The organism is Photobacterium sp. 2_MG-2023, assembly GCF_030547675.1.
Lineage (GTDB): Bacteria > Pseudomonadota > Gammaproteobacteria > Enterobacterales > Vibrionaceae > Photobacterium > Photobacterium arenosum.
The window spans coordinates 28,713-47,478 of record NZ_JAUOQQ010000032.1 but is presented as its reverse complement, the minus strand read 5'-3'; the positions used below and the strand labels follow the sequence as shown (position 1 = coordinate 47,478).

The window sequence follows — 18,766 nt, the reverse complement described above, 5'->3', positions numbered from 1 at the left end:
GGCTATCGCCAAGCGGTAAGGCAGCGGCTTTTGATGCCGCCATTCCCTGGTTCGAATCCAGGTAGCCCTGCCATCTTGATGCTGACCAAGAGTGTCAAAAAGTTAGAGACTGAGTCTCTTTCACCATGTTGCGGTGGTGGCGGAATTGGTAGACGCGCTAGCTTCAGGTGCTAGTGTCCGCAAGGACGTGAGAGTTCAAGTCTCTCCCTCCGCACCAACTTACTGTTCAGGCAGAAGTTGTAAAACACTTGGGTATTACTCGCTGTAATATCTGTTAAGAAACCAGCTCTTTGGCTGGTTTTTTTATACCTGAAAAATACAGCCCGCCCTAACACCTCTCTTTGTTCACGTCTCTTTTCACACTGACCGTCCTGAAATGGGTTGGAAAAGTGTCACCTTATTTAGGACGGGACACACGCAGTAAAAAAGCCACGCTATTGGTGGCTTATAAAATCGAATAAAAACAAAAAGCTTACAACCCTAGCGCATACTTCAGCACTTGGTGTTTCAGCGGGCCGGTATGCTCGGCCAGTTTAAGGCCAAGGTTTCGCAGCAAAGCAACGGGTTTAAGATCATTGCTAAAGGCACAGTAAAACACATCCATCCCGGTCTGCATCATCAGGTTATCGGGTCTGCGCCGCCTCTGGTAGCGCTGAAGAACCGGCTCTCCGAACCAGTGTTCTCCACCGTGCGCCATTTCATCAAGCAGCACATCAACGTCTTTAAAACCGAGATTCACTCCCTGCCCCGCCAGCGGGTTAATGGTATGCGCGGCATCTCCCAGCAAAACAATCCCGTCTTTATAGTAAGACTGGGCGTGGCGTCGTGTCAGCGGGAAACTGCCTTTGTTCCGCACACGAACCGCACCGAGTTCAACAGGAAATTCACTCCGCACCGCTTTTTCCAGTTGCTCCGCCGACATGGCTGATAACTGTTTGATCCGCTGAGGGCTGTCATACCAGACTAGCGATCCGTTGTGACCCGGCATCGGCAGAAAAGAGCGAGGGCCACGCGGCGTAAACTGCTGCCAGGTAATATCCTGCTGGGGTAAAGCGGTTTCAACATTGATCAGCATGCAATGCTGACGATAATCCCAGGCTGTAATGCCGATATTGGCCTGCTGACGAACGCGGGAATTCGCACCATCGGCCCCAACCAACCAGCGGGTTTGCAGCACCTGACCGTTATCCAATGTGACCTGGTACCCTTCATCAGCACGCTGAAAATGCGCTAAACGGGCAGGACAAATCAGTGACAGATTGGAATATGCGTCAAACGCCTGCCACAGACCCAGCTGAATCAAACGGTTCTCCACCATAAAGCCCAGCTCAGCTAACCCAAGGTCAGCGGCATGAAAACGGGTGCGGCATTCCGGGTGCTCCCAGGTTTCCAAACGCCGGAAAGGACACATCCTCATGACCTGGATATGTGGCCATGCCCCCAGACGGTTCAGCAGGGTGACCGACTGGGCAGAAATGGCTGACACACGCAGATCCATCTCCTGTGCGGAGTCAAAAGCCACCGGAGGCTGACCTTCAATCACTGCCACTCTGCGTCCCTGCCGGGCCATTCCCAATGCTGCCGCCGCACCCACCATGCCGCCGCCAGCAATCACAATATCAAACTGTTCCATGCAGGTATCTCATCTCATTACTCTGCCGACATTCTAACGGCTTTACGCGGGTTTACTACACTCAACACTTTCTGCGCTCGCTTTTCTGTCATCTTTGGCACTGAAGCTTGATCTGTGCCAATAGCCACCGGCCAGAGATGCGCCTGCTGCTGATTTTATAATCAGCATGGATGATCTGGTCACGCCGTGTCGAAAGCAGTACAATACGCGGCTTGCTATTTAAGGCGGCCCCAGAGGCGATCTCTGACGCTGCAAACGCAACGTAAATGCACTGAATTAACACTACGAGTGAAGAGTTAGACATGGCGAAGAAACTGCTTATCAAAACCTGGGGTTGTCAGATGAATGAATACGATTCATCCAAGATGGCCGATCTTCTCAACGCCAATGGCGGTTATGAATTAACAGAAGAACCAGCAGAAGCCGATGTACTGCTACTTAACACCTGCTCTATTCGCGAAAAGGCACAGGAAAAAGTCTTCCACCAGCTGGGCCGCTGGAAAACGCTGAAAGACAAAAAGCCAGGCCTGGTGATTGGCGTTGGCGGCTGTGTCGCTACTCAGGAAGGGGATTCCATCCGGGATCGTGCTCCCTATGTCGATGTGATCTTTGGTCCGCAAACGCTGCACCGTCTGCCTGAAATGATCAGCACATCACAGTCTTCCGATGCGCCGGTCATGGATATTTCTTTCCCGGAAATCGAGAAATTCGACCGCCTGCCTGAACCACGGGCCGAAGGCCCTACCGCGTTCGTGTCTATCATGGAAGGTTGCTCCAAATACTGTACTTTCTGTGTGGTGCCATACACCCGTGGTGAAGAAGTCAGCCGCCCGCTGGATGACGTGCTGTTTGAAATCGCTCAGCTGGCAGAGCAAGGCGTGCGTGAAGTAAACCTGCTGGGCCAGAATGTGAATGCCTTCCGCGGTGAGACACACGATGGCGAGATCGCTTCATTTGCTGAGTTATTGCGCCTGGTGGCAGCAATTGACGGTATCGATCGCATTCGCTATACCACCAGCCACCCGATTGAGTTCACCGACGACATTATTGCCGTTTATGAAGACACGCCGGAAGTGGTCAGCTTCCTGCACCTGCCGGTTCAGAGCGGTTCCGACCGTATCCTGGCGATGATGAAGCGGCCTCATACTGCCATCGAGTATAAATCCAAGATCCGCAAGCTGCGTAAAGCTCGCCCGGACATCACCATCAGCTCCGACTTTATCGTCGCTTTCCCGGGTGAGTCCGATCAGGACTTCCAGGACACCATGAAACTGATCCGCGATGTCGACTTTGACATGAGTTTCAGCTTCATTTATTCAGCCCGCCCGGGGACACCAGCGGCCGATTACCCTTGTGATTTGTCTGAAGACGTGAAGAAAGCGCGTTTGTATGAACTGCAGCAGCAGATCAATGCGCAGGCAATGCGCTACTCCCGCCAGATGCTGGACACTGAACAGCGCATTCTGGTGGAAGGGCCATCGAAAAAGAACATCATGGAGCTGCGCGGCCGTACCGAGAACAACCGTGTGGTGAACTTTGAAGGTTCAGTGGATTTGATCGGCCAATTTGTTGATGTCAGAATCACGGATGTATTCAATAATTCCCTGCGTGGTGAACTTGTCCGTACTGAAGCAGACATGAATCTGCGGATCGCTATGTCTCCCAGCGAGGTCATAGAGAAAACCCGTAAAGAAGATGAAATAGGTGTAGGCGTTTATACTCCTTAATAAGAGGACAGAAATTTCTGCCTGTGCCCAACTATTCCGGCCACCCGTCACAGTGGGTGGCCCACAGAGAGGCAAATCTTGAGCAAAATTATTACTGTTGAACTGAATCTCGAACCCGCCGATAACCACCGCCTGGCCAGCCTTTGCGGTCCTTTCGACGACAATATCAAGCAGCTGGAACGCCGTCTGGGCGTTGAAATTAACCACCGCAGTCACAACTTCAGCATAGTCGGTCAGCCGCACACTGCCGAAGCCACAGCCAATATCCTTAAGAATCTGTATGTTGACACCGCTCCGGTGCGCAACGTGATCCCGGATGTTGAGCCTGAGCAGATTCATCTCGCCATTAAAGAATCGGGTGTGCTGGAACAAGATGTGAGCTCAAGTATCCCTTACGGCAAAGAAATTCATATCAAGACCAAGAAAGGCGTCATCAAGCCGCGGACACCAAACCAGGCGCAGTACATTGCCAATATGGTTGGTCACGATATCACCTTCGGTATTGGTCCTGCCGGTACGGGGAAAACTTATCTGGCTGTTGCCGCTGCGGTTGATGCGCTGGAGCGCCAGGAAATCCGCCGTATTCTGCTGACCCGCCCTGCCGTAGAAGCCGGTGAAAAACTAGGCTTCCTGCCGGGGGATCTGAGCCAGAAGGTCGATCCGTATCTGCGCCCGCTTTACGATGCCTTGTTCGAAATGCTGGGTTTTGAGCGGGTAGAAAAGCTCATTGAGCGTAATGTCATTGAAGTGGCACCGCTGGCGTACATGCGCGGCCGGACACTGAACGATGCCTTCATTATTCTCGATGAAAGCCAGAATACGACAGTAGAGCAGATGAAAATGTTTCTGACCCGTATCGGCTTTAACTCGCGTGCCGTGATCACAGGTGACGTGACCCAGATCGACTTGCCGCGCGGGGCGCGATCCGGGCTGCGCCATGCCATTGAAGTGCTGGCCGATGTGGATGAAATCAGCTTTAACTTCTTCCAGGCAACTGACGTAGTACGTCACCCTGTTGTAGCTCGTATCGTCCAGGCGTATGAAGCCTGGGAGAGCGAAGATCAGAAACAACGAAAACTGGCTGAACAACGCCGTCGCGACCAGCAGGAAGCGCGTCAGGCCAGTCCTGAAACGGAATAATCATACAGATGGCTATTTATCTGGATTTACAGCTTGCCACCACTGATGAGAGTGGCATGCCGACTGAGGCTGACTTTCAGCGCTGGCTGGAAGCGGCGGTGACTCCGTTTCAAACCGAAGCCGAAGTGACTGTGCGCTTGGTTGATGAAGCCGAAAGCCAGGCACTCAACAGTGAATACCGGGGGAAAGACAAGCCCACCAATGTGCTGTCTTTCCCGTTTGAAGCGCCTCCGGGTGTAGAACTGGAGCTGTTGGGCGATCTGATTATCTGTCGTCAGGTGGTTGAAAGTGAGGCGCGGGAGCAGAGTAAACCCTTGTTTGCCCACTGGGCACATATGGTTGTACACGGCTCACTTCATCTGCTAGGTTATGACCATATTGATGACGAAGAAGCCGAAGAAATGGAAGCCCTGGAAACCGAGATAATGCAAGGTTTAGGGTTTGCCAATCCTTACGAAGCTGACCAATACTAACATCAGCTTCTGGCTGTCTTTGGCTAAGATACTGTCGGCTGCGCCTGTGGCGACGCCGACCTTCCGTGGCTCTGTCCACATATTTGAATAGAAAGCAATGAACGAAGATAACCCCCAAAATTCTGACGGTCCGAGTCGAAAGACCTTCTTTGAACGTATTGGCCAGCTCTTTCAGGGCGAACCTCAGAATAAGGAAGAACTGGTCGATGTGATCCGTGATTCCGAAGAAAATGATCTGATTGATCACCACACACGCGACATGCTCGAAGGTGTGATCCAGATTTCTGAGATGCGGGTTCGGGATATCATGATTCCCCGCTCCCAAATGACCACCATAGAGCGTTCACAGAAGGTTGAAGACCTCATTGATATCATTGTTGATGCCCAGCACTCTCGCTACCCGGTCATCAGTGATGATAAAGACCACGTTGAAGGTATTCTTCTGGCTAAAGATCTGCTGCGCTACCTGCGCCCGGACAGCGAGCCATTTGACCTCAGCGCCATTCTGCGCCCGGCAGTTGTTGTGCCGGAGAGCAAGCGGGTAGATCGCCTGCTGAAAGAATTTCGGGAAGAACGCTACCACATGGCCATAGTGGTCGATGAGTTTGGTGGCGTATCCGGCTTGATCACTATCGAGGATATTCTGGAGCAAATCGTTGGTGAAATCGAAGATGAATTCGACGATGAAGAAGAACAGGACATCCGTCAGTTAAGTAAGCACACCTGGAATGTGAAGGCATTAACCACTATCGATGACTTCAATAAACTGTTCCAGACCAACTTCAGTGCTAACGATATCGACACCATAGGCGGATTGGTCATGACCAGCTTTGGTCACCTGCCAGCCCGTGGTGAAGTGGTCGAACTGGAAGGCTATGCGTTCAAAGTCACCGCCGCAGACAGCCGCCGGGTCATACAATTACAAGTGACAGTGCCGCAGGAGGCACACCAACCAACGATGACGCCCTGATGAGACGAATCGACAATCTAAACCTGACAGGACGGCTGCTACTGGCCGTCCCTTCCGGCGCACTGGCAACCCTGTCTTTCGCCCCTTATAAGCTCTGGTATCTCGCCCCGCTCTCCCTGATTATTTTCTTTACCCTGCTGCAGAATCAACGCCCTAAAACCGCCTTCTGGACAGGTTTATCATGGGGGTTAGGATTATTCGGCAGTGGCGTTTGGTGGGTACATGTCAGCATTGCCGACTTTGGCGGCATGCCCGTCATTGCGGGTCTGTTCCTTATGGCGCTGCTGGTTGGTTATCTGGCGCTCTACCCTGCCTTATTTGGCGCCTTGTTTGCCCGGTTCGGGCTGGGTCGGCCTTTCCACCAGCTGATGTTGCTGGGCCCGGTGTTCTGGCTGCTGCTGGACTGGGTCAGAGGCTGGTTGTTTACCGGTTTTCCCTGGTTGTGGATGGGTTACGGGCAAATTCACGGCCCGCTGGCCAGTTTCGCGCCGATCCTGGGGGTTGAAGGTCTGACGCTCGCACTGGTGCTGAGTTGTGGTGCGCTGGTTGCCGCCGGCTATTACCGTAACTGGCGCCCCCTGACCGTGCCGGTTCTTGTCTTGCTGCTGGCGTATCAGGCGAAAGGCATTGAATGGGTTCAGACTGAACCGTATAAACCGGTCAAGGTCGCGCTGGTGCAAGGCAATGTCCCGCAGGCACTGAAATGGCAACCTGAGCAACGCTGGCCAACCCTGATGAAATACTTAGATCTCACCCGTGAAAACTGGGATGCTGATATTATCATCTGGCCGGAAGCAGCAATTCCCGCGCTGGAAAAACAGGTAGAGACCTTCCTCAGTCATCTCGATGAAGCCGCCCGTTTAAATCAAAGTGCGGTAATTACAGGTGTGCTAGATAAAACCGAACAGGGTGAGTTTTTCAACAATATACTGACGCTGGGTATCAACCGTGACGGTCAATACCACTACGATACTGCCAGCCGGTACAGCAAGCACCATTTGCTGCCGTTTGGTGAATTTGTGCCTTTCGGCGACTTACTGCGTCCGATTGCCCCGTTTTTCAACCTGCCGATGTCATCATTCAGCCGCGGCAGTTTTGTCCAGACCAATCTGGAAGCCAAGGGTTATGCCCTGGCTCCGGCCCTGTGTTATGAAATCGCCTTCAGCGAGCAGGTTCGCCAGAATGTGGGCATGGGCACCGACATGCTGCTGACCTTGTCCAATGATGCCTGGTTCGGCCGCTCCATTGGCCCGCACCAGCACATGGAAATCGCCCAGATGCGGGCTCTGGAAACAGGTAAACCCTTACTGCGTGCCACTAACACGGGCGTGACAGCCGTTGTCGATCACCAGGGTCAGATCATTGCAGAGCTGCCACAGTTCGAAACCGGCGTACTGCGTGCCACTGTAACCCCGACCAAGGGTCTGACGCCCTACACGACACTGGGCAGCTGGCCATTGTACTTGTATTTACTCTGGTCCGTTGCTGTTTCCTGGCTACTGCTTAAACGCCGCCGGGGCGATTTCAGAGACACTACCCCGCAAGAAGGCGTCCATTAAATCAAACACAGATCCAACCAGACAGGGAGCAACAGGCTCCCTGTCGCTTGTCAGCGGCAGCTGCTTTACGGCGCCAGAGGCTGACGGGTGAATTGGGTGTGTCCACACTTAGTACAGGGCTCAATCGTCCGCACGTGCGTGTACTGTTCATGATGTCCGCACTGCTCGCAGACCAGATTACCCAGGCCAACCACTTCACCGGCTTTATAGATGCCCTGATGCTTGATATCGTCCATAACCTCTAACCATTCCAGCTGTGTCTTATCTGTCACCTCAGCCAACCCTTCCCAAATCGTCTCGGTCACCAGTTTGTAAAACGGACTTTCAGAGAAAGGGGTCGGGCTTTCCTGCACGTTTTGCCCGAATTCTTTCAGATCCCGTTTGAAATACGCACGTATCAGCGCCAGTTCATCTTTGGTCATGTCACTGGCCGCGGTGCGATACTTTTCACTGGTATCAATCCAATGTTTCAGTTCATCAGGGCTATGCTTGAGGGCTTCCGTGATCTCTTCCAACATGGATTCATACGCATCTTTTTCTTTAGCCATGTAAGTTTCTCCTAGGCTTGATCCGCCGGACATAGGCACCCTGACACATAGCGCCGGGTCAGTAACCAGTCCGGCACGGGCAATCCGTGGCTGAATAATGATAATAACCGGCCTATTCGGCCTCAGCTATTGTTGCTACCTTTACCTTTAGTTATTCTATGTCGATTATTTTGACTGTGTTTGTATTAACTCACAACGATTCCGGAAGTCATCGATGCAAGAACAATACCGTCCACAGGACATTGAACCTAAAGTTCAAGCACATTGGGACAACAACCAAACCTTTGTTGTAAGTGAAGACCCTAATAAAGAAAAATTCTACTGTCTCTCCATGTTCCCGTACCCAAGTGGACGTCTGCACATGGGCCACGTGCGTAACTACACCATCGGTGATGTGATTTCCCGTTATCAGCGCCTGCAGGGCAAGAATGTAATGCAGCCAATCGGCTGGGACGCATTCGGTCTGCCAGCAGAAAATGCAGCGGTGAAGAACAACACCGCCCCTGCGCCGTGGACTTACGAAAACATCGACTACATGAAGAACCAGCTGAAATTACTGGGCTTTGGTTACGACTGGAACCGTGAGTTTGCTACCTGCACCCCGGAATACTACCGCTGGGAGCAGGAATTCTTTACCAAGCTGTATAGCAAAGGCCTGGTCTACAAGAAAACCTCTTCCGTAAACTGGTGCCCGAATGACCAAACAGTGCTGGCCAACGAGCAGGTTGAAGACGGCTGCTGCTGGCGTTGTGATACACCAGTAGAGCAAAAAGAAATTCCGCAGTGGTTTATTAAGATCACGGCTTACGCCCAGGAGCTGCTGGACGATCTGGACAACCTGGAAGGCTGGCCTGAGATGGTCAAAACCATGCAGCGCAACTGGATTGGCCGCTCTGAAGGTGTTGAGCTGTCCTTCGCCGTTGAAGGCCAGGACACACCACTGGAAGTCTATACCACACGTCCAGACACCCTGATGGGGGTGACTTACGTCGGCATTGCCGCCGGTCATCCTCTGGCTGATCTGGCCGCCAAGAACAATCCTGCACTGGCTGCCTTCATTGAAGAATGTAAGAACACCAAAGTGGCAGAGGCCGAACTGGCTACCATGGAGAAGAAAGGCATGGCCACTGGCCTGTATGCCGTTCACCCTCTCAATGGCCGCCGTGTGCCTGTCTATGTCGCTAACTTTGTGCTGATGGACTACGGAACAGGCGCTGTGATGGCCGTCCCTGCCCATGATCAGCGTGACTTTGAATTCGCCACCAAGTACGGGCTGGATATTGTTCCTGTTATCAAGCCGGCCGACGGCAGCGAACTGGATATCAGTGAAGCAGCTTACACCGAAAAAGGCGTGCTGTTCGACTCTGGTGAATTCAACGGTCTGGATTTCCAGGCGGCGTTCGATGCGATTGCCGCCAAGCTGGAAACCGAAGGTAAAGGCAAGAAAACCGTCAACTTCCGCCTGCGTGACTGGGGGGTTTCCCGCCAGCGTTACTGGGGTGCACCGATTCCTATGGTTACCACCCCGGACGGCGAAGTCCATCCTGTCCCTGCCGATCAGCTACCGGTGATCCTGCCGGAAGATGTGGTGATGGACGGCGTGACCAGCCCGATCAAAGCAGACAAGAGCTGGGCAGAAACCACCTTTAACGGTGAACCGGCGCTGCGCGAAACCGATACCTTCGACACCTTTATGGAATCGTCCTGGTATTACGCGCGTTACTGCTCACCTCAGGCGGACGAAATGCTGAATTCTGATGCCGCCAACTACTGGCTGCCGGTTGACCAGTACATCGGCGGTATTGAACATGCCTGTATGCACCTGCTGTACTCACGTTTCTTCCACAAACTGCTGCGCGACAGCGGTATGGTGACGAGCGACGAGCCGTTCAAACAGCTTTTATGTCAGGGTATGGTACTGGCAGATGCCTTCTACTACACCAGCGAAAAAGGCGCCAAAGTCTGGGTATCGCCAACAGAGGTGACTCTGGAGCGTGACGAAAAAGGCCGCATTACCAAAGCCACTGACGAGCAAGGTAACGAACTGGTGCACTCAGGCATGACCAAGATGTCGAAGTCGAAGAACAACGGCATCGACCCGCAGGAAATGGTCGACAAGTACGGCGCGGATACCGTTCGCCTGTTCATGATGTTCGCCTCGCCGGCTGATATGACGCTGGAGTGGCAGGAATCTGGCGTTGAAGGTGCCAACCGCTTCCTGAAACGAGTCTGGAAACTGGTCTTTGAACATTCGGCAAAAGGTGCGGTCGAAGCACTGGATGCTTCAGCACTGAACGCCGATCAGAAAGCGCTGCGCCGTGATGTTCACAAAACCATCGCCAAAGTCAGCGATGATATTGGCCGTCGTCAGACGTTCAACACAGCTATTGCGGCTATCATGGAGCTGATGAACAAGCTGGGTAAAGCACCACAAGACAGCGCCCAGGATCGTGCCCTGCTGGACGAAGCCCTGAAAGCGGTTGTCCGTATGCTGTACCCAATCACCCCGCATATCTGTTTTGAACTGTGGCATGCACTGGGTGAGTCTAAGGTGGATCATGCTGACTGGCCGGTTGCCGATGACAACGCTATGGTGGAAGATGAGAAGCTCATCATAGTTCAGGTTAACGGTAAACTGCGCGCCAAACTGACTGTCGCGGCAGATGCTGGTAAAGATCAGGTAGAAGCGCTGGCACTATCAGACGAGAACGTCACCAAATTCACCGACGATAAAACTATTCGCAAGGTGATTTACGTGCCGGGCAAGCTGCTGAACATTGTTGCCAACTAACAGGCATACCAACAACGCCTTCCCAGTGGGAAGGCGTTTTCTCTTTCACTCTCGAATTTGTTACTAAGGAGTAGACACGGTGAGCGCAGCGTCATCCCTACTGTCCCGTTTCCGTCTGGTCTTTGTCGTCGTACTGGCGCTGGCCACTGCATCATGCGGCTTCCATTTACGTGGTAACTACATGCTGCCCGACGATATTGCCCGCCTGTCTCTGACCAGCTTTGATAAATACGGCCCGCTGACCCGTATGGTGAAATCCCAGTTCAAACTGCACGGTATTGAAGCCGTTCCCCCATCGTCTCAGGTGCCCAATCTGCACCTGATCAGTGAATCTCAGGGGGAGCGTACCTTATCCTTATACCAGAACAGCCGTGCCGCCGAGTACGAACTGACCTATACCGTCAACTATCAGGTGGTGGTGCCTGAAAAAGGGGCCAAGCGTTTTACCACTAAAGTTAACCGCAGCTTTCTGGATAACCCGTTAACCGCACTGGCAAAGTCGGTGGAACGCGATATGTTGCTCGATGAAATGCGCCAGCAGGCCTCGCGCCAGATTATGCGTCAACTTGCCCGTCTGACCGCCGACCTGAACCAGTCAGACTCTGACAATGCAGAACGTTCTGCCAGCGACGCCAATGGCAGTGTCACAACAATTGAGACAGAAACCGATGCCGATAAACAGGCCGCAGATCGGATGTTCGACACCATGGACAGCGTGGCGCAATGAGGATCTACCCGGAACAGCTGGCTGAGCGATTAAAACAGGGGTTAGCCTCCGCTTATCTGCTTGCTGGCAACGAACCTTTGCTGTTACAGGAAACGGCTGACCGGGTGCGGCAACAGGCCAAAGACGCCGGTTTTCTCGAGCGACACAGCTACACCATAGATAATCAGCTGGACTGGAATGAAGTACTGGATAATTGCCAGGCGCTGAGTTTGTTCTCTTCACGCCAGATCATCGAACTGACCATGCCGGACAGCGGTATCACGGCGACTCAGGCCAAATCACTGCAAACAGTGATTGATGCTTTACACCCGGATATCCTGTTGCTGGTGCAGGGCCCGCGTCTCAATAAAAAACAAGAAAGCAGCGCCTGGTTTAAAGCGCTCACGACTCAGGGGATATATGTGCCCTGCAATACGCCTGATGCCCGTCAGCTACCCCGCTTCATCCAGCAGCGTTGTCAGCAACTGGGGCTGAATGCCGATGCAGAAACCATACAGATACTGGCTCAGTGGCATGAAGGTAACCTGCTGGCACTGGCACAGAGTCTGCACAAACTCACCCTGATTTATCCTGACGGCACCCTGACCGTGCCCCGGATTCAGGAGGCGCTCAGCCGCCATAACCACTACACCCCGTTTCAGCTGCTGGATGCCTTACTGGCCGGTCAGGCAAAACGCAGTCAGCGCATTGTGCGCCAGCTCGAAGCCGAAGGGGTGGAAGCTATTATTATTCTGCGTACCTTGCAACGTGAACTGACCCAGCTGTACCGCATGCAGGAAATGGGTAAACAGGGAATCCCTTTGAATCGGATCCTCGAAAATTTTCGGGTTTGGCAAAACCGGCGTGAACTCTATGTGGGCGCCTTGCACCGATTACCCTTACCTGCCCTGCTAACAGCTATCCAACAACTCAGTCAGCTTGAACGACAGGCTAAAACCGACTATGACACCAGTGTCTGGCCCGGTTTAAGCACATTATGCGCCATGATGTGCGGACTGAGTAAGGGCTTACCTTTGCAGTCCCACTGACACCGCTGGCAAATTATTGTTAAAACTGGCTGATGCTCAAAAAATCTGTACATCACTGCACCACGCAAGCGTCAGCCAGAATTGAGCATGGTATACTCCAGCGTTAAAATGTGAACCCGATCGGCCCACCTGACTCTAATAACAAGAGAAGACTGAATTGAGGGAGACCCCTTTGCAGCTACAAGAACTACACGACTTCGTCATTGACAAAATTGATGACATGAAAGCCCTGGACATAGTCACTCTGGATGTGCGCGGCAAATCCAGCATTACTGATCTCATGGTCGTTTGTACCGGTACTTCAAACCGCCACGTCGCTTCGATTGCAGACAATGTCAACACTGCCTCCAAACTGATAGACTTCCCGCCGTTTGGTATCAGTGGCGAAGAAGACGCTGAGTGGGTCGTGGTTGATATGGGAAGCGTCATGCTGCACATCATGCAAGAAGATGCGCGTCAGCTTTACCAACTGGAGAAGCTTTGGGGCTAACTGACGGATGAAGTTGCAACTGATCGCGGTCGGCACAAAAATGCCTAAATGGGTAGAAACCGGCTTTGAGGAATACCGCCGCCGTTTTCCTAAAGATATGCCGCTGGAACTGATTGAAATTACAGCCGGCAAACGGGGTAAAAATGCGGATATAGCCCGTATTCTGCAAAAAGAAGGCGAGGCTATGCTGGCTGCCGTTGCCAAAGGCAACCGCATTGTCACCTTAGATATTCCGGGTAAACGCTGGGACACAGAACAACTGGCCGATCAGATGGAAAGCTGGAAACTGGACGGCCGGGATGTGTCTATACTGATTGGCGGACCTGAAGGTCTGGCACCGGCCTGTAAAGCCGCTGCAGAACAAAGCTGGTCCCTGTCTCCGTTAACGCTGCCACATCCGCTGGTGCGTATTGTGATGGCCGAAAGCCTTTACCGGGCCTGGAGCATCACAGCCAACCACCCATACCACAGGGAATAGACGGCATGCGCAGAAAGCGACTTCAGATCCGGGATCATCAGGCCGAATCGTCTCTGTTTTTCAGACGAGCGGTCTTCTCCTTTGTCGGTATCTTTGCTTTGATTGGTGTGCTGATTGCGAACCTGTATCACATTCAGGTTCGTGAGTTTGAAGATTATCAGACCCGCTCCAATGACAACCGCATCAAAATTGTCCCTGTCTCGCCTAACCGCGGCATGATTTACGACCGTAACGGCGTTTTACTGGCCGAAAACAGGCCAGTGTATTCGCTGGAAGTGGTCACAGAGAAAGTCCCGGATCTGGATGATACCTTTGGCCGTCTGAAATCACTGCTGGGGATCTCAGAGGAAGAGATTGAACGCTTTGACAAAGAGCGTCGCCGTACCCGGCGCTTTAACTCTGTACCGCTGCGTAACCAGCTGACGGAAAAAGAAGTCGCCCTTTTCTCCGTTAATCAGCACCGTTTTCCGGGTGTGGAGGTTAAAGCCTACCTGAAACGTTACTACCCTTACGGCGACGCGCTCACCCATGTGCTTGGTTATGTGGCAAAAATCAATGACAGGGATCTAGAGATGCTGGACAGGGAAGAGCGCCTTAACAACTACAAGGCCACCCGGGATATCGGCAAGCTGGGCATTGAAAAATACTATGAAGAGTTGCTGCACGGCACCTCTGGCTACCAGGAAGTCGAAGTCAACAGCCGCGGCCGTATCATCCGCACCCTGAAATATGTACCGCCTGTGCCGGGCAAAGATCTGCGCCTGAATCTGGATATTGGTCTGCAGTTGTATGTTAAAGAGCTGCTGACTGAAAAGAAAATCGACCCGGAAACCGGTGAAGAATACACCAAGCTGAAACGGGGTTCTGTGGTGGTGATGGATCCAGAAGATTCCTCCGTGCTTGCGATGGTTTCCAGCCCGAGTTATGACCCTAACCTGTTCGTACATGGCATTTCTTCGAAACAGTACAACGAATTACTCAATGACAAAGACAGGCCGCTGGTGAACCGGGTTACTCTGGGGATTTACCCGCCGGCCTCAACCGTCAAACCGGCGATTGCTGTGGCAGCCTTAGCCGAAGGCGTCATCACAACACGGACGACACGCAACGATCCTGGCTACTGGAAAATCCCGAACACCAACAGCCGGCCATTCCGTGACTGGCTGCGCTGGGGTCACGGCAAAGTCAGTATCCACAAAGCCATTGAAGAGTCAGTCGATACCTTTTTCTATCAGATTGCCTATGACATGGGGATCGACAGGTTATCATCATGGATGAGCAAGTTTGGCTACGGTGAATATACCGGGATTGATATTGCGGAAGAGAGCAAAGCAAACATGCCTACCCGCGAATGGAAACAGGCACGTTTCCGCCAGCCCTGGTATCAGGGCGACACCATTCCTGTCGGGATCGGGCAAGGTTACTGGACATCAACGCCATTGCAGATAGCCAAAGCGACCACAGTACTGGTCAATGACGGTGTTGTCCGGGCGCCGCATTTGCTGAAAAGCATTATGGATGCCGATGGAGAAATCCCCGCCAAGTACGAAGTTTTTCCGCCCATTTCCGGTGTCGATCCTAAATACTGGCAGGTCGCCAAAGATGGTATGTACCGGGTACTGCATGGCAACCGCGGGACGGCAAGACGCTCTTTCTACGGCGCAGAATACAAAGCTGGCGGTAAATCCGGTTCAGCCCAGGTTTTCGGACTGGCTGAAGATGAAGAATATAATGCCGAAGAGCTTGAAGAACATCTGCGAGACCACGCGCTGTTCACCGCTTTTGCCCCCTTTGAGCACCCTGAATACGTAGTGGCAATGGTGCTTGAAAATGCCGGTGGCGGTTCCAGTAATGGTGGCCCGGTCGCAAGGCAGATTTTTGACCATATGCTGCTCAATCAAGATGACAAAGATAAATCGACATTGGCTGAGGTTTCGCAATGAGTATCATGGCTGCGGCAGGCAGCAAAGCCACCTTGAGTGATCGCCTGCATATCGACGTTCCTTTATTATTGGGGATCCTGACGCTGATGGGATTCGCCCTGGTCGTCATGTACAGTGCCAGCGGCCAGAACCTTGACATGATGGAACGCCAGGCGGTCCGTATGCTGCTGTCTCTGGCGGTGATGTTCATCCTGGCCCAGATTGCCCCTCGCCACTATGAAGCCTGGGCTCCCTATCTGTTCGGGGTCGGCTTACTGCTGCTGGTGGGAGTACTGCTGGTGGGCGAAATTTCCAAAGGGGCACAGCGCTGGCTGGATCTGGGCGTCGTCCGTTTCCAGCCTTCTGAATTGATCAAACTGGCTGTCCCCTTAATGGTGGCCCGTTTTATCGGAAACCACCCGCTGCCCCCCAGCCTGAAAAATATTATCATCGCAACCCTGATGATTTTCGTGCCAACCATTCTAATTGCCAAACAACCCGATCTGGGCACATCGATCCTGATCGCCGCATCCGGGGTATTTGTGCTTTTTCTGTCCGGCATCAGCTGGCGGATTATTATTTTTGCCGGCATGCTGATCGGTGCGTTCATCCCGGTGCTCTGGTTCTTCCTGATGCATGATTATCAGCGCACCCGGGTGCTGACACTGTTTAACCCTGAGTCCGATCCACTCGGCGCGGGTTATCACATCATTCAGTCGAAAATTGCCATTGGTTCAGGCGGTATTACCGGTAAAGGCTGGCTCCACGGTACCCAGTCACAGCTGGAGTTTTTGCCGGAACGCCATACCGACTTCATTTTTGCCGTCATCGCAGAGGAATGGGGACTGTCCGGGGTCATCGGCCTGCTGGCCCTGTATCTGTTCGTTATCGGCCGCGGACTGCTACTGGCCAGCCGGGCACAAACCGCCTTTGGCCGTATGATGGCAGGCAGTATCGTATTGAGCTTTTTTGTTTATGTATTCGTCAATATTGGCATGGTCAGTGGCTTATTGCCTGTGGTCGGCGTTCCGCTGCCCCTGATCAGCTACGGCGGCACCTCCATGGTCACCCTGATGGCAGGTTTCGGTATCCTGATGTCTATCCACACCCACAGAAAAATGTTGTCCAAGGCTAACTGATGCACACAGTGTCCAAATCACTCGCTTTTTCACTCAGTGTCACCCTGCTCATGGCAGGGTGCAGCACGACTCACTCCGATCGCTATCAGATAAAAGATGACCACGCGCCAGAGAGTTCCCCCACCCTGGATCACATTGAAGATGCACAGCCAAGGTACGAGCCCAAAAGTCTGGCCGGCAATAAAGATTACACGCTGAGAGGCCAGGCCTACGCCATTGTACCGGCCGAGCAGCCTTTTAGCGAAGAAGGGCTGGCCTCATGGTACGGCAAAAAGTTTCATGGTCACAAAACGTCTAACGGCGAAATTTATGACATGTATTCGATGACAGCGGCGCATAAAACCTTACCGTTACCCAGCTATGTCAGAGTCACCAATACCAGCAATGGCAAAAGTGCCATTGTCCGGGTCAATGACCGCGGCCCGTTCCATGAAGGACGTATCATAGATCTCAGCATGGCAGCGGCCACCAAACTGGATGTGGTGGGTCACGGCACGGCGCCGGTCAAAATTGAGCTGCTGCAGATGCCCAAACCAGACTCTACTGCTGAATGGCAAAGCGCAAATCCCAAATGGTTCTTTGTGCAATTGGCAGCATTCAGTGATCTCAATAAAGCCCAACTCGCCGCTCAGAAGCTCAAATCAGAGTTCAACACCCAGGTTGATGTAAAAAAAGCCGAGTCCGCCGCCGTCTATCGGCTTCGCCTGGGTCCGTACCTCGACTCAGGTGAAGCCGAGACACAGAGAAATAAAGCCAGGGCGAGCCAATTCCCAGAAGCATTTGTCGTTTCTGAACAACGTGAGTTGAACTAATTTGTCAGGGCAAAGTCTGACAAAAGAATGTAAAAATTTCACAAGATCCCTCAATGAACCACTATTCCTCTGGTTGAGAACTGTTTAAACAAGCTCAATCTGATATAGTGGTTCCAATTTTTTGATATCCGTAACCCAAGTAACATATATCATGAATAAATCTGCTGCATTTTTTCGCTCTGTCGCTGTTTCAACCGCTTTACTGACTAGTCTTTCAGCGGCCGCGGCGCCCGCCGTTGTTCCAGAAGCCCCGCAGATAGCCGCTAAAGGTTATGTCCTGATGGATTACCATTCAGGCAAAATTCTGGCCGGGCAACAAGAATACGATAAGATTCCACCTGCAAGCCTGACTAAAATGATGACCAGTTATGTGATCGGTCAGGAAATCAAACGCGGTAACATCTCTATGGATGATACTGTTGTGATCAGCAAAAATGCCTGGGCAAAAAATTTCCCGGGTTCATCAAAAATGTTCATTGAAGTGGGCAGCGAAGTAAAAGTCGCTGACCTTAATCGCGGCATTATTATTCAGTCCGGCAATGATGCCTGTGTGGCCATGGCTGAACATGTCGCCGGTTCAGAAGACTCGTTCGTTGATCTGATGAATGGCTGGGCGAAATCGCTGGGCATGGATTCAACACACTTCGCCAATGTACACGGCCTGGACAACGACAAACTGTACACCACACCTTATGATATGGCCTTGCTGGCACAGGGTCTGATCCGTGATGTGCCGGATGAGTTTGCCATCTATAAAGAAAAATCATTCCGTTACAACGGCATTGAACAGTTTAACCGTAACAGCCTGCTGTGGGACAAAAGCCTGAATGTTGACGGCCTGAAAACCGGCCACACGGACAATGCGGGTTACAGCTTGGTTAGTACCGCCACTGAAGGTCAGATGCGCCTGATTGCGGTTGTGATGGGCACCAAAAGCGCCAATGCCCGTAAGGCTGAGAGTAAGAAGTTACTGAACTACGGTTTCCGCTTCTTCGAAACCGTTTCGCCGCATAAAGCGAACGAAACTTTTGTCACCGAAAAAGTCTGGATGGGCGACAACGATGAAGTCTCCCTGGGCGTCAATCAGGATACTTTCGTGACCTTGCCTCGCGGTTCCGCCAAAGATCTGAAAGCTAACTTTGTGCTGGAAAAAGAGTTAAAAGCGCCTATCCGTAAAGGCGACGTGGTAGGTAAACTTTACTACCGTCTGGGCGATGAAGACGTGGCTGAATACCCGCTTCTGGCGCTCAACGAAGTTAACGAAGGCAGTATTTTCAGCCGCTTAATTGACTACGTAGTCTTACTCTTTAAAGGCTGGCTAAGCTAAGT

Annotated in this window: 16 protein-coding genes and 1 tRNA gene; 15 read left to right on the top strand and 2 right to left on the bottom strand. The window is 52.4% G+C overall.

Annotation, left to right across the window (positions count from 1 at the left end):
• Positions 1-130: 130 nt before the first annotated feature.
• Positions 131-217, top strand: a tRNA-Leu gene (locus tag Q4491_RS19750).
• A gap of 255 nt (positions 218-472) precedes the next feature.
• Here Q4491_RS19750 and Q4491_RS19745 read toward each other — a convergent pair.
• Positions 473-1,633: a 2-octaprenyl-3-methyl-6-methoxy-1,4-benzoquinol hydroxylase gene (locus Q4491_RS19745; protein WP_303460193.1), complete on the bottom strand. Its 1,161-nt coding sequence runs from the start codon at positions 1,631-1,633 to the stop codon at positions 473-475.
• Between the two features lie 302 nt (positions 1,634-1,935).
• On the opposite strand from Q4491_RS19745, the gene miaB reads away from it, so the two are divergent.
• The 5 genes from miaB (at position 1,936) to lnt (ending at position 7,502) form a co-directional block, all read left to right on the top strand.
• Entirely contained in the window at positions 1,936-3,360 is a 1,425-nt protein-coding gene (gene miaB, locus Q4491_RS19740) for a tRNA (N6-isopentenyl adenosine(37)-C2)-methylthiotransferase MiaB (protein ID WP_192014597.1), read from the top strand.
• A gap of 75 nt (positions 3,361-3,435) precedes the next feature.
• Positions 3,436-4,500, top strand: coding sequence for a PhoH family protein (locus Q4491_RS19735; RefSeq protein ID WP_303460196.1), 1,065 nt, complete (start codon positions 3,436-3,438; stop codon positions 4,498-4,500).
• Between the two features lie 8 nt (positions 4,501-4,508).
• Entirely contained in the window at positions 4,509-4,973 is a 465-nt protein-coding gene (ybeY, locus tag Q4491_RS19730) for an rRNA maturation RNase YbeY (protein ID WP_303460188.1), read from the top strand.
• A gap of 97 nt (positions 4,974-5,070) precedes the next feature.
• Positions 5,071-5,943: a CNNM family magnesium/cobalt transport protein CorC gene (gene corC / locus Q4491_RS19725; RefSeq protein ID WP_192014595.1), complete on the top strand. Its 873-nt coding sequence runs from the start codon at positions 5,071-5,073 to the stop codon at positions 5,941-5,943.
• Positions 5,943-7,502: an apolipoprotein N-acyltransferase gene (lnt, locus tag Q4491_RS19720; protein WP_192014594.1), complete on the top strand. Its 1,560-nt coding sequence runs from the start codon at positions 5,943-5,945 to the stop codon at positions 7,500-7,502. Before corC ends, lnt begins: the two co-directional genes overlap by 1 nt.
• A 65-nt stretch (positions 7,503-7,567) precedes the next feature.
• Here lnt and Q4491_RS19715 read toward each other — a convergent pair whose 3' ends face one another.
• A complete protein-coding gene (locus Q4491_RS19715) occupies positions 7,568-8,050 on the bottom strand; it encodes a zinc ribbon-containing protein (protein WP_027253806.1) in 483 nt (160 codons plus the stop codon).
• 214 nt (positions 8,051-8,264) lie between these two features.
• Here Q4491_RS19715 and leuS point away from each other — a divergent pair, with 214 nt between their 5' ends.
• The 9 genes from leuS to Q4491_RS19670 all read left to right on the top strand — a co-directional run bounded on the left by leuS (position 8,265) and on the right by Q4491_RS19670 (position 18,764).
• Positions 8,265-10,841: a leucine--tRNA ligase gene (gene leuS / locus Q4491_RS19710; RefSeq protein ID WP_218383860.1), complete on the top strand. Its 2,577-nt coding sequence runs from the start codon at positions 8,265-8,267 to the stop codon at positions 10,839-10,841.
• Between the two features lie 79 nt (positions 10,842-10,920).
• Positions 10,921-11,568 (top strand): LPS assembly lipoprotein LptE, encoded by a 648-nt coding sequence (lptE, locus tag Q4491_RS19705; RefSeq protein WP_303460183.1) that lies wholly within the window; start codon positions 10,921-10,923, stop codon positions 11,566-11,568.
• The gene (gene holA / locus Q4491_RS19700) at positions 11,565-12,596 is read left to right on the top strand and encodes a DNA polymerase III subunit delta (RefSeq protein ID WP_303460180.1); all 1,032 of its coding nucleotides are present in this window, start codon (positions 11,565-11,567) and stop codon (positions 12,594-12,596) included. Before lptE ends, holA begins: the two co-directional genes overlap by 4 nt.
• Before the next feature lie 172 nt (positions 12,597-12,768).
• Positions 12,769-13,086 carry a ribosome silencing factor gene (gene rsfS / locus Q4491_RS19695; protein WP_192014591.1) on the top strand — a complete coding sequence of 106 codons (318 nt, stop codon included), beginning with the start codon at positions 12,769-12,771 and terminating at the stop codon, positions 13,084-13,086.
• A 7-nt stretch (positions 13,087-13,093) separates the two neighbouring features.
• Positions 13,094-13,564, top strand: a complete 471-nt coding sequence (gene rlmH, locus Q4491_RS19690; RefSeq protein WP_192014590.1) for a 23S rRNA (pseudouridine(1915)-N(3))-methyltransferase RlmH — start codon at positions 13,094-13,096, stop codon at positions 13,562-13,564.
• A gap of 5 nt (positions 13,565-13,569) precedes the next feature.
• Positions 13,570-15,507, top strand: coding sequence for a penicillin-binding protein 2 (gene mrdA / locus Q4491_RS19685; RefSeq protein ID WP_303460175.1), 1,938 nt, complete (start codon positions 13,570-13,572; stop codon positions 15,505-15,507).
• Positions 15,504-16,625: a peptidoglycan glycosyltransferase MrdB gene (mrdB, locus tag Q4491_RS19680; protein WP_237794728.1), complete on the top strand. Its 1,122-nt coding sequence runs from the start codon at positions 15,504-15,506 to the stop codon at positions 16,623-16,625. Before mrdA ends, mrdB begins: the two co-directional genes overlap by 4 nt.
• Positions 16,625-17,437 (top strand): septal ring lytic transglycosylase RlpA family protein, encoded by an 813-nt coding sequence (locus Q4491_RS19675; protein WP_303460170.1) that lies wholly within the window; start codon positions 16,625-16,627, stop codon positions 17,435-17,437. Before mrdB ends, Q4491_RS19675 begins: the two co-directional genes overlap by 1 nt.
• A 151-nt stretch (positions 17,438-17,588) precedes the next feature.
• Positions 17,589-18,764: a serine hydrolase gene (locus Q4491_RS19670; protein WP_192014586.1), complete on the top strand. Its 1,176-nt coding sequence runs from the start codon at positions 17,589-17,591 to the stop codon at positions 18,762-18,764.
• Positions 18,765-18,766: the final 2 nt, after the last annotated feature.

Excerpts from the sequence above, each read along its gene's own strand:
- miaB (WP_192014597.1), top strand. The coding sequence starts at position 1,936 with ATGGCGAAGAAACTGCTTATCAAAACCTGGGGTTGTCAGATGAATGAA.
- corC (WP_192014595.1), top strand. The coding sequence starts at position 5,071 with ATGAACGAAGATAACCCCCAAAATTCTGACGGTCCGAGTCGAAAGACC.
- rlmH (WP_192014590.1), top strand. The coding sequence starts at position 13,094 with ATGAAGTTGCAACTGATCGCGGTCGGCACAAAAATGCCTAAATGGGTA.
- ybeY (WP_303460188.1), top strand. The coding sequence starts at position 4,509 with ATGGCTATTTATCTGGATTTACAGCTTGCCACCACTGATGAGAGTGGC.
- mrdA (WP_303460175.1), top strand. The coding sequence starts at position 13,570 with ATGCGCAGAAAGCGACTTCAGATCCGGGATCATCAGGCCGAATCGTCT.
- lnt (WP_192014594.1), top strand. The coding sequence starts at position 5,943 with ATGAGACGAATCGACAATCTAAACCTGACAGGACGGCTGCTACTGGCC.
- holA (WP_303460180.1), top strand. The coding sequence starts at position 11,565 with ATGAGGATCTACCCGGAACAGCTGGCTGAGCGATTAAAACAGGGGTTA.
- Q4491_RS19715 (WP_027253806.1), bottom strand. The coding sequence starts at position 8,050 with ATGGCTAAAGAAAAAGATGCGTATGAATCCATGTTGGAAGAGATCACG.
- mrdB (WP_237794728.1), top strand. The coding sequence starts at position 15,504 with ATGAGTATCATGGCTGCGGCAGGCAGCAAAGCCACCTTGAGTGATCGC.
- Q4491_RS19745 (WP_303460193.1), bottom strand. The coding sequence starts at position 1,633 with ATGGAACAGTTTGATATTGTGATTGCTGGCGGCGGCATGGTGGGTGCG.
- Q4491_RS19670 (WP_192014586.1), top strand. The coding sequence starts at position 17,589 with ATGAATAAATCTGCTGCATTTTTTCGCTCTGTCGCTGTTTCAACCGCT.
- leuS (WP_218383860.1), top strand. The coding sequence starts at position 8,265 with ATGCAAGAACAATACCGTCCACAGGACATTGAACCTAAAGTTCAAGCA.
- Q4491_RS19675 (WP_303460170.1), top strand. The coding sequence starts at position 16,625 with ATGCACACAGTGTCCAAATCACTCGCTTTTTCACTCAGTGTCACCCTG.